Origin of the sequence: Mycobacterium sp. 1245111.1 (genome assembly GCF_001673405.1) — a bacterium.
Lineage (GTDB): Bacteria > Actinomycetota > Actinomycetes > Mycobacteriales > Mycobacteriaceae > Mycobacterium.
The window spans coordinates 23,498-32,252 of sequence record NZ_LZLV01000014.1 but is presented as its reverse complement, the minus strand read 5'-3'; the positions used below and the strand labels follow the sequence as shown (position 1 = coordinate 32,252).

Annotated in this window: 4 protein-coding genes; 3 read left to right on the top strand and 1 reads right to left on the bottom strand. The window is 69.2% G+C overall.

Annotated elements, in window-relative coordinates:
* Nucleotides 1-480 (top strand): arabinofuranosyltransferase (locus A5658_RS03105; protein ID WP_197503025.1); only part of this gene is annotated, 480 nt, incomplete at its 5' end.
* On the top strand, nucleotides 480-3,731 hold the full coding sequence (locus A5658_RS03100) for an arabinosyltransferase domain-containing protein (RefSeq protein WP_067331042.1): 3,252 nt from the start codon (nucleotides 480-482) through the stop codon (nucleotides 3,729-3,731). The genes A5658_RS03105 and A5658_RS03100, both read left to right, overlap by 1 nt.
* Nucleotides 3,732-3,735: 4 nt before the next feature.
* On the opposite strand, the gene A5658_RS03095 is transcribed toward A5658_RS03100, so the two are convergent.
* Nucleotides 3,736-5,151 carry an MFS transporter gene (locus A5658_RS03095; RefSeq protein WP_067331039.1) on the bottom strand — a complete coding sequence of 472 codons (1,416 nt, stop codon included), beginning with the start codon at nucleotides 5,149-5,151 and terminating at the stop codon, nucleotides 3,736-3,738.
* Nucleotides 5,152-5,425: 274 nt separating this feature from the next.
* On the opposite strand from A5658_RS03095, the gene A5658_RS03090 reads away from it, so the two are divergent.
* Nucleotides 5,426-8,713: an arabinosyltransferase domain-containing protein gene (locus A5658_RS03090; RefSeq protein ID WP_067331037.1), complete on the top strand. Its 3,288-nt coding sequence runs from the start codon at nucleotides 5,426-5,428 to the stop codon at nucleotides 8,711-8,713.
* Nucleotides 8,714-8,755 lie beyond the last annotated feature (42 nt).

Sequence of the window (8,755 nt, the reverse complement as noted above, 5' to 3'; positions counted from 1 at the left end):
CAGCGCGGCGACCGTCGTCCGTCCAGCTCGGAGAAGTTCTACGGGCAGATCGACGCCGCGATCACCCAGGCGACCGGCCGGCCGCGCGACCAGACGGTGGTGTTGACCGCCGACTACAGCTTCCTGTCGTATTACCCCTACTACGGCTTTCAGGGGCTGACGTCGCACTACGCCAACCCGCTGGCGCAGTTCGACAAGCGGGCGGCCGCGATCAACCAGTGGGCCAAGCTCAAGACCGCCGACCCGTTCATCCACGCCCTGGACACGTTGCCGTGGGCGCCGCCGACGGTGTTCCTGATGCGGCACGGCGGCTCGGCCGGCGCGTCGAGCACCTACACCCTGCGGCTGGCCGAGGACGTCTACCCCAACCAGCCCAACGTTCGCCGCTACACGGTCGAGCTCAACGCCGCCATCTTCGATGATCCGCGGTTCAGCGTGACCACGATCGGCCCCTTCGTGCTGGCCATTCGCAAACCCTGATGGCTACCGAGGCGACCGATGCCGGGCAACTAGCATCAAGCACCGTGACCGAGACGGCGGCGGGCAAGAGCTACCGGGCTGCCCGATTCGTCGCGGTCGTCGCCGGTCTGCTGGGCACGCTGTTGGCCCTCGCGACGCCGCTGCTGCCGGTCAAACAGACCACCGCGCAACTGAACTGGCCGCAACACGGGGTGCTCGGCAGCGTCGAGGCCCCGTTGATCGGCTACGTGGCCACCGACCTCAACATCAGCATCCCGTGTCAGGCCGCCGCCGGCCTGGGCGGCCCGAGCAAGACCGTGCTGCTGTCGACGGTGCCCAAGCAGGCGCCCAAGGCCGTGGACCGCGGTCTGCTGATCGAGCGGGCCAACGATGACCTGGTGCTGGTCGTCCGCAACGTGCCGCTTGTGGTCGCGCCGCTGAGCCAGGTACTCAGCGGCGACTGCCAGAAGCTGGTCTTCACAGCACATGCCGACCGGGTGATCGGCGAATTCGTCGGGCTCAAGCAGGGTCCTAACGCCGAGCACCCCGGCGCCGCGCTGCGCGGTGAGCGCAGCGGTTACGACTTCCGGCCGCAGATCGTCGGCGTCTTCACCGATCTCAGCGGGCCGGCCCCGCCCGGCTTGACCTTCTCGGCCACCATCGACACCCGCTACAGCAGCTCGCCGACGCCGCTGAAGATGGCGGCGATGATGCTCGGTGTCGCGCTGACGCTCGCCGCGCTGATCGCGCTGCACGTGCTGGACACCGCCGACGGCACCCGGCACCGGCGCATTCTGCCGCCGCGCTGGTGGTCGCTGAGCTGGCTCGACGGGCTGGTCACAGGCGTGCTGGTGTGGTGGCACTTCGTGGGCGCCAACACCGCCGACGACGGCTACATCCTCACCATGGCCCGGGTCTCCGAGCATGCCGGCTACATGGCCAACTACTACCGCTGGCTGGGCACCCCCGAGGCGCCGTTCGGCTGGTATTACGACCTGCTGGCGCTGTGGGCCCATGTCACCACCGCGAGCATCTGGATGCGGCTGCCCACGTTGCTGATGGCGTTGGCCTGCTGGTGGGTGATCAGCCGGGAAGTCATCCCGCGGCTGGGGCACGCGGTCAAGACCTCGCAGGCGGCGGCGTGGACGGCGGCGGGCACCTTCCTGGCGGTGTGGCTACCGCTGGACAACGGCCTGCGCCCGGAACCGATCATCGCGCTCGGCATCCTGTTGACCTGGTGCTCGGTCGAGCGTGCGGTGGCCACCAGTCGCCTGCTGCCGGTGGCCGCGGCCTGCATCGTCGGGGCGCTGACGCTGTTCTCCGGGCCGACGGGCATCGCCTCGATCGGTGCGCTGCTGGTGGCAATTGGCCCGCTGCGCACCATCATTCACCGCCGCTCGCGACAGTTCGGGGTGCTACCGATGCTGGCGCCGATCGTCGCGGCGGTGACCGTCAACGCAATACTGATCTTCCGCGACCAGACGCTGGCCGGCGAAATGGAGGCGACCACGCTCAAGCGTGCCCTCGGGCCCAGCCTGAGCTGGTTCGACGAGCACATCCGCTACGAGCGGCTGTTCATGGCCAGCCCGGACGGGTCGATCGCCCGCCGTTTCGCACTGTTGGCGTTGCTGGTCGCGCTCGCCGTGTCGATCGCAATGACGTTGCGCAAGGGGCGAATTCCGGGCACTGCCGCCGGGCCCAGCCGTCGCATCATCGGCATCACGGTGATCTCGTTCATCGCGATGATGTTCACGCCGACCAAGTGGACCCACCACTTCGGGGTGTTCGCCGGATTGGCCGGATCGCTGGGCGCGCTTGCCGCGGTGGCGGTGACCGCGACGGCGATGCGCTCACGCCGCAACCGGACGCTGTTCGCCACGGTGGTGTTGTTCGTCGTCGCGCTGTCCTTCGCCAGCGTCAACGGCTGGTGGTATGTCTCCAACTTCGGCGTACCGTGGTCAAATGCGTTCCCGCAGTGGCACTTCGGATTCACCACCGGTTTCCTGGGGCTGACCGTACTGGTCGCGCTACTGGCCGCCTGGTTCCACTTCGTCAAGAACGGCACCGACGCCGAGCCGCCCAGGGACACGCGCGTAGGTCGAATCATCCGTTCCCCGTTGGGGATTGCCTCGTGGACGATCGTCTTCTTCCAGGTGCTGTCGCTGACACTCGGCATGACCGACCAGTACCCGGCATGGTCGGTGGGCCGCTCCAACCTGCAAGCTTTAGCCGGCAAGACCTGTGGACTGGCGACCGACGTCCTCGTCGAGCAGGATCCGAACGTCGGCATGCTCAAGCCGGTCTCCGCGGACGAGAAGGACGCGCTGGCAGACGGTTTCGCCGAAGGCTTCGACGCCAACGGCATTCCGTCCTCGGTGTCGGCCGACCCGGTGATGGAACGTCCCGGCGACCGCAGCTTCGTCAGCGACGACAGCAGTGTCACCAGCGGCGAAGCCGGCAACGAGGGCGGCACCACGGCCGCGCCCGGCATCAACGGCTCACGCGCGCGGCTGCCCTACGGCCTGGACCCGGCCCACACCCCGGTACTGGGCAGCTGGCGATCCGGGGTCCAGGTGCCCGCCCGGCTGCGGTCGGCCTGGTACCGCCTGCCGCCCCGCGGCGAATCCGGTCCGCTGCTGGTGGTGTCGGCGGCGGGCCGGTTCAACTACGGCGAGGTCGAAATCCAGTGGGCCACCGACAAACAGGCCGCCGACAACAAGCCCGGCGGCTCGACCGGACTCGCCGACGTCGGCGCGGCTCCGGCCTGGCGCAACCTACGGGCGCCGCTGTCCGCGGTGCCCACGGACGCCACCCAGGTGCGGGTCGTCGTGACCGACGAGGACCTGGCGCCGATGCACTGGATCGCCGTCACCCCGCCGCGGATCCCGCGGCTGCGCACGCTGCAGGACGTGGTCGGTTCGTCGGATCCCGTTTTGCTGGATTGGCTTGTCGGCCTGGCCTTTCCGTGCCAGCGGCCGTTCGGCCACCAGAACGGCGTCGACGAGGTGCCGAAGTGGCGGATCCTTCCCGACCGGTTCGGCGCCGAGGCCAACTCGCCGGTGATGGACAAAAACGGCGGCGGCCCGCTCGGCGTCACCGAGTTGCTGGTGCGCGCGGCCACCGTGTCGACATACCTGAAGGACGACTGGTCTCGGGACTGGGGCGCGCTGCAACAACTTACGCCGTATTACCCGGACGCCGGGCCCGCTGAACTCGACCTCGGTTCGGCGACACGCAGCGGCCTGTGGAGCCCGGCCCCGCTGCGGGGGTAGCGCCTTAGTACGCGACCTGTTGACGGCCCGCGCGGACCGCGGTGACGCAGGCGGTCAGCGCGAGAAGCGCGAAGACCGCGAAAGCCCACCGCGCGGCCGAAGCCCCGCCCCCGTCGACGAGGTTCACCACGACACCGGCCAGCCCGGCGCCGAACGCGCCGAAGATCAGCTGCACCGAGTTGATCGCCGTGGCGGCAGCGCCGCCCTCGGCGGGATCATCGACGTCGCTCATCGCCCAGGCCGACAGGTGCGGCCACGCGGCGCCGATACCGACGCCGACGGCCAGTAGCGCGACCGCGCAGAGAATGACAATGCCGGCGGTGGCGCCCTGCACGTGCGTGACTCCGGCCAGCGCCAGACCGCCCGCCATCACCAGCGGCGCCGCGACCACCACGGTCACGATCGTGCGGGTCTTGTTCAATGAGCCGCTGCCGAACCCGCTGATCGTCCAGCCCAGCGACAACGCCGCGCCGAGCAGCCCGGCGATAATCGGCCCGAGGTGGGCCAATCGCTGCCCGAACAACGGCACGTAGAGGTCGACCTTGGTGGCGGCCACCAACAGCCCCAACGTCAGGTAGACCCACTTCAGCGGGCCGAATCCGTAGACGCTGGCGGGCAGCACCGCGGTGTCCATCCGGCGGTCGACCACCAGGAACGCGCCGATCAGCAGCGCGCCGACGACCAGCAGCCCTGCCGTCGCAAGGGTGTTGTGCGGCAGGGACGCCACGCTGACCGCCAGCGCGGCCGCACCCAGCAGAACGACCGATGGAAGCGGAATGCGGGCCGAATCGCGGTCGGTGGCCGGCTCGGAGCCGTCCACACTCAGCAAGCCCGGCGCCAACGCGGCCATCGCCACGCTCAGCATCGCCAGCAGGCCGAAGGCCCAGCGCCAGGCGCCGAACTGGGCGAACAAGCCGCCGAGCGCGGGACCGAGCAACGCGCCGATGCCCCACGTCGAGGCCGCCAGCGCCGAACCTCGGCTCCACAGTCTTCGCGGCAGCACCGCGTTGATCACCGCGAAGCTCAGTCCGCACAGCAGACCGCCCGCGAGCCCTTGGAAGAACCGTCCTATTAAGAGGACCTCCATGCTGGGCGCCGCGGCGCAGACCAAGCTGCCGACCGCCAAGACGGCGAAGCCTGCCAGGTAGGAGATGCAGGCGCCGATGCGGTGCAGCAGCGCATTGACCGCCGCTGCTGCGACCACCGACCCGACGAGGTAGAGCGTCGTCACCCACGCATAGATCCGCTCGCCGCCGATCTCGTTGATCGTGCTCGGCAGCATGCTGATCGTCAGGAACTCGTTGGTGGAATACAACACCACGCCCCCGGCGACCACCGCGGTCGTTCGCGAATAGGGCGAACTCCACAACTCACGCCAATGGCCGGTGGTGGATTGTTTCTGCTCCGTTAAATTCACCACCGTTGAGCCACTAAACCACGTTTTTTCCGAGACGTCGAACGGCCCCGAAAGCTACGTCAGCCCGCGTCGAGTGGACGAAAGCGGCTCCGACGGCGCACTGACCTGCGCGCTCTCCGGCGGGCATTCTATGAATCCGGTTTGGATCGCGGCCGGACTTATTTTCGTTATCCGGCTGCCTCCCTAGTTACCGGCCCCGTCCGATTACCCGCCTCCTCCTCAGCCCGCGGCGCGGTCTGCATCGTCGCCGGTGGCTCGTCGCCTACCATCGTGCCTCGTGCCCCATGACGACACCGAGCGATCGACACACCGGCTCGCCCGGCTGATCGCGGTCGTCGCGGGGATCGCCGGCGCGTTGCTCTGCGCGCTGGTCCCGCTGCTGCCGGTCACGCAGACCACGGCCACGATTCTGTGGCCCCAGGGCCTCAAAGACGGCCACATCACCGACATCACCGCGCCCCTGGTATCCGGGGCGCCGCGCGCGCTGGACATCTCCATCCCGTGCGCCGCGATCGCTACGCTGCCCGCCAACGGCGGACTTGTCGTGTCGACGCTGCCGGTCGCCGGCTTCGAGACCGGCAAGAGCGGGCTGTTCGTCCGGGCCGGCAAGGACTCCGTCGTCGTCGCGTTCCGTGACACGGTGGCCGCCGCGGCGCCGCGCTCCGCCGTAGCCGCCGGCGCCTGTAGCACGCTGCACATCTGGGCGGACGCCGTCGGGGCCCATGCCGACTTCGTCGGAATTCCCGGCGCGACGGGCACGCTGGCGCCCGAGAAGAAGCCGGCGGTCGGGGGGATCTTCACCGACTTGACGGTGCCCGCGCAGCCCGGATTGTCGGCGCGCGTCGACGTCGACACCCGGTTCATTGTTTCGCCGACGTTTCTGAAAACGGCGGTGATGGCCCTGGGCGTGTTGGCCGTGTTCGCCTCGATCGTCGCGCTGGGCGTACTCGACCGGACGGCGGGACGGCGGACGCCGCGCAACCTCAAGGCCTGGTTCAACGTCGGCATCGCCACGTGGCTGGCCGACGCCGGGGTGATCGGCACGCTGCTGCTCTGGCATGTCATCGGCGCAACCTCGTCGGACGATGGCTACAACCTGACGATGGCCCGCGTCTCCGGGCAGGCCGGCTACGTGGCCAACTACTACCGCTACTTCGGCACGTCTGAGGCGCCGTTCGACTGGTACCAGGCGGTGCTGGCTCAGCTGGCGTCGGTGAGCACCGCCGGGGTGTGGATGCGACTGCCCGCCACGCTGGCCGCGATCGGCACCTGGCTGATCATCAGCCGCTACATGCTGCGACGGCTGGGCCCCGGCCGCGGCGGCCTGGCCGGCAACCGGGTGGCGGTGTGGACTGCGGGCGCGGTGTTCCTGGCGGCCTGGCTGCCGTTCAACAACGGGCTGCGGCCCGAGCCGCTGATCGCGCTGGGCGTGGTCGCCACCTGGGTGCTGGCCGAGACCGCGATCGCCACCCGGCGGCTGGTGCCCGCGGCGGTGGCGATCATCGTCGCGATGCTGACCGCCACGCTGGCACCGCAGGGCCTGATCGCGGTCGCGGCACTGCTGGCCGCGGCTCGACCGATCGCGCGGGTCATCATGCGGCGCAAGGTAACTGACGGGCTCCTTGCTCCGCTGGCGGTGCTGACCGCGTCGCTGTCGCTGATCCTCGTCGTGGTGTTCCGGTCGCAGACGCTGGCCACCGTCGCCGAGGCAGCGCGGATCAAGTACAAGGTCGGCCCGACGATCGCCTGGTATCAGGAGTTCCTGCGTTACTACTTCCTCACGGTCGAGAGCAACGCCGAGGGTTCGATGACGCGGCGCTTCGCGGTGCTGATCATGCTCCTGTGCCTGTTCGGGGTGCTGATCATCTTGCTGCGGCGCGGCAAGGTTCCCGGGGTGGCCAGCGGTCCGGCGTGGCGGCTGATCGGCACCACGGCCATCGGGTTGCTGCTGCTGCACTTCACCCCGACGAAGTACGCGATCCAGTTCGGCGAATTCGCCGGCCTGGCAGGGGCTTTGGGCGCGGTCACCGCGTTCGCGCTGGCCCGCATCGGTCTGCACAACCGCCGCAACCTGACGCTCTACGTGACGGCACTGCTGTTCATGCTGGCGTGGGCGACGTCGGGCATCAACGGCTGGTTCTACGTCAACAACTATGGCGTCCCGTGGTGGGACATCCAGCCGGTGATCGCGAGCCACCCGGTGACGTCGATGTTCCTGGCGTTGTCGATCGCGACCGGGCTGCTGGCGGCTTGGCAGCACTTCCGGATGGACTACGCGGGGCACACCGAAGTCGCCGACACGCGCCGCAACCGCGTGCTGGCGTCGACGCCGCTGCTGGTGGTCGCCGTGATCATGGTTTTCGGCGAGGTCGCCTCGCTGGGCAAGGGCGCGGTGCTGCGTTACCCGATGTACACCACCGGCAAGGCCAACTTCGCCGCCCTGGCTACGTATTTTGCGGGCACGCCCGCGCTGAGCTGCGCGATGGCCGACGACGTGCTGGCCGAGCCCGACCCCAACGAGGGTGTGCTGCAACCGGTTCCGGGCCAGAAGTTCGGACCCGACGGGCCGCTGGGCGGCGACAACCCGGTCGGGTTCACCCCGCAGGGGGTCGGCGACAACCTGCAGTCCGACCCGGTGGTGACCAAGCCGGGCGTGGTCAACTCCGACGCATCTCCTAACAAGCCGAACGCCTCGATCACCGACTCGGCCGGCACCGCGGGCGGCAAGGGCCCCAAGGGGGTCAACGGCTCGGAGGCCGCACTGCCGTTCGGCCTCGACCCCGCGCGCACGCCGGTGATGGGCAGCTACGGCGAGAACACCCGCGCCGCCACCGCCACCTCGGCGTGGTACCAGATGCCGCCGCGCACCCCGGACCGGCCGCTGGTCGTCGTCGCCGCCTCGGGCGCCATCTGGTCCTACAAGGAGGACGGCGACTTCATGTACGGCCAGTCGCTCCGGTTGCAGTGGGGTGCAACGAAATCCGACGGCAGCGTGCAGCCGCTCGGGCTGATGTTCCCGATCGACATCGGGCCGCAGCCGGCCTGGCGCAACCTGCGCTTCCCGATGAGCTGGGCGCCGCCGGAGGCCAACGTCGCGCGCATCGTCGCCTACGACCCCAACCTCAGCGAGGACCAGTGGTTCGCGTTCACGCCGCCGCGGGTGCCGGTTCTCAAACCCGTGCAGCAGCTGATCGGGTCGCAGAAGCCGGTGCTGATGGACATCGCGACCGCGGCGAATTTCCCTTGCCAGCGGCCATTTTCCGAACACCTGGGGATCGCCGAACTGCCGGACTACCGCATCCAGCCCGACCACAAACAGACCTCGGCGTCGTCGAACCTGTGGCAGGCGTCCAAGTCCGGCGGGCCGTTCCTGTTCACCCAGGCGCTGATGTGGACCTCGACCGTGCCCACCTACCTGAACGGCGATTGGTACCGGGACTGGGGTCAGGTGGAGCAGTACCACCGCTGGCTCCCCGATGACGTGGCGCCGCTCGCCGCCGTCCAGCAGGGCGCCGTCACCGTCAACGGCTGGAGCCGTCAAGGACCGATTCGAGCACTCCCGTGACCACACAGACGGAAAACGTGAAGGCGACGCGGTGGGTCGCCA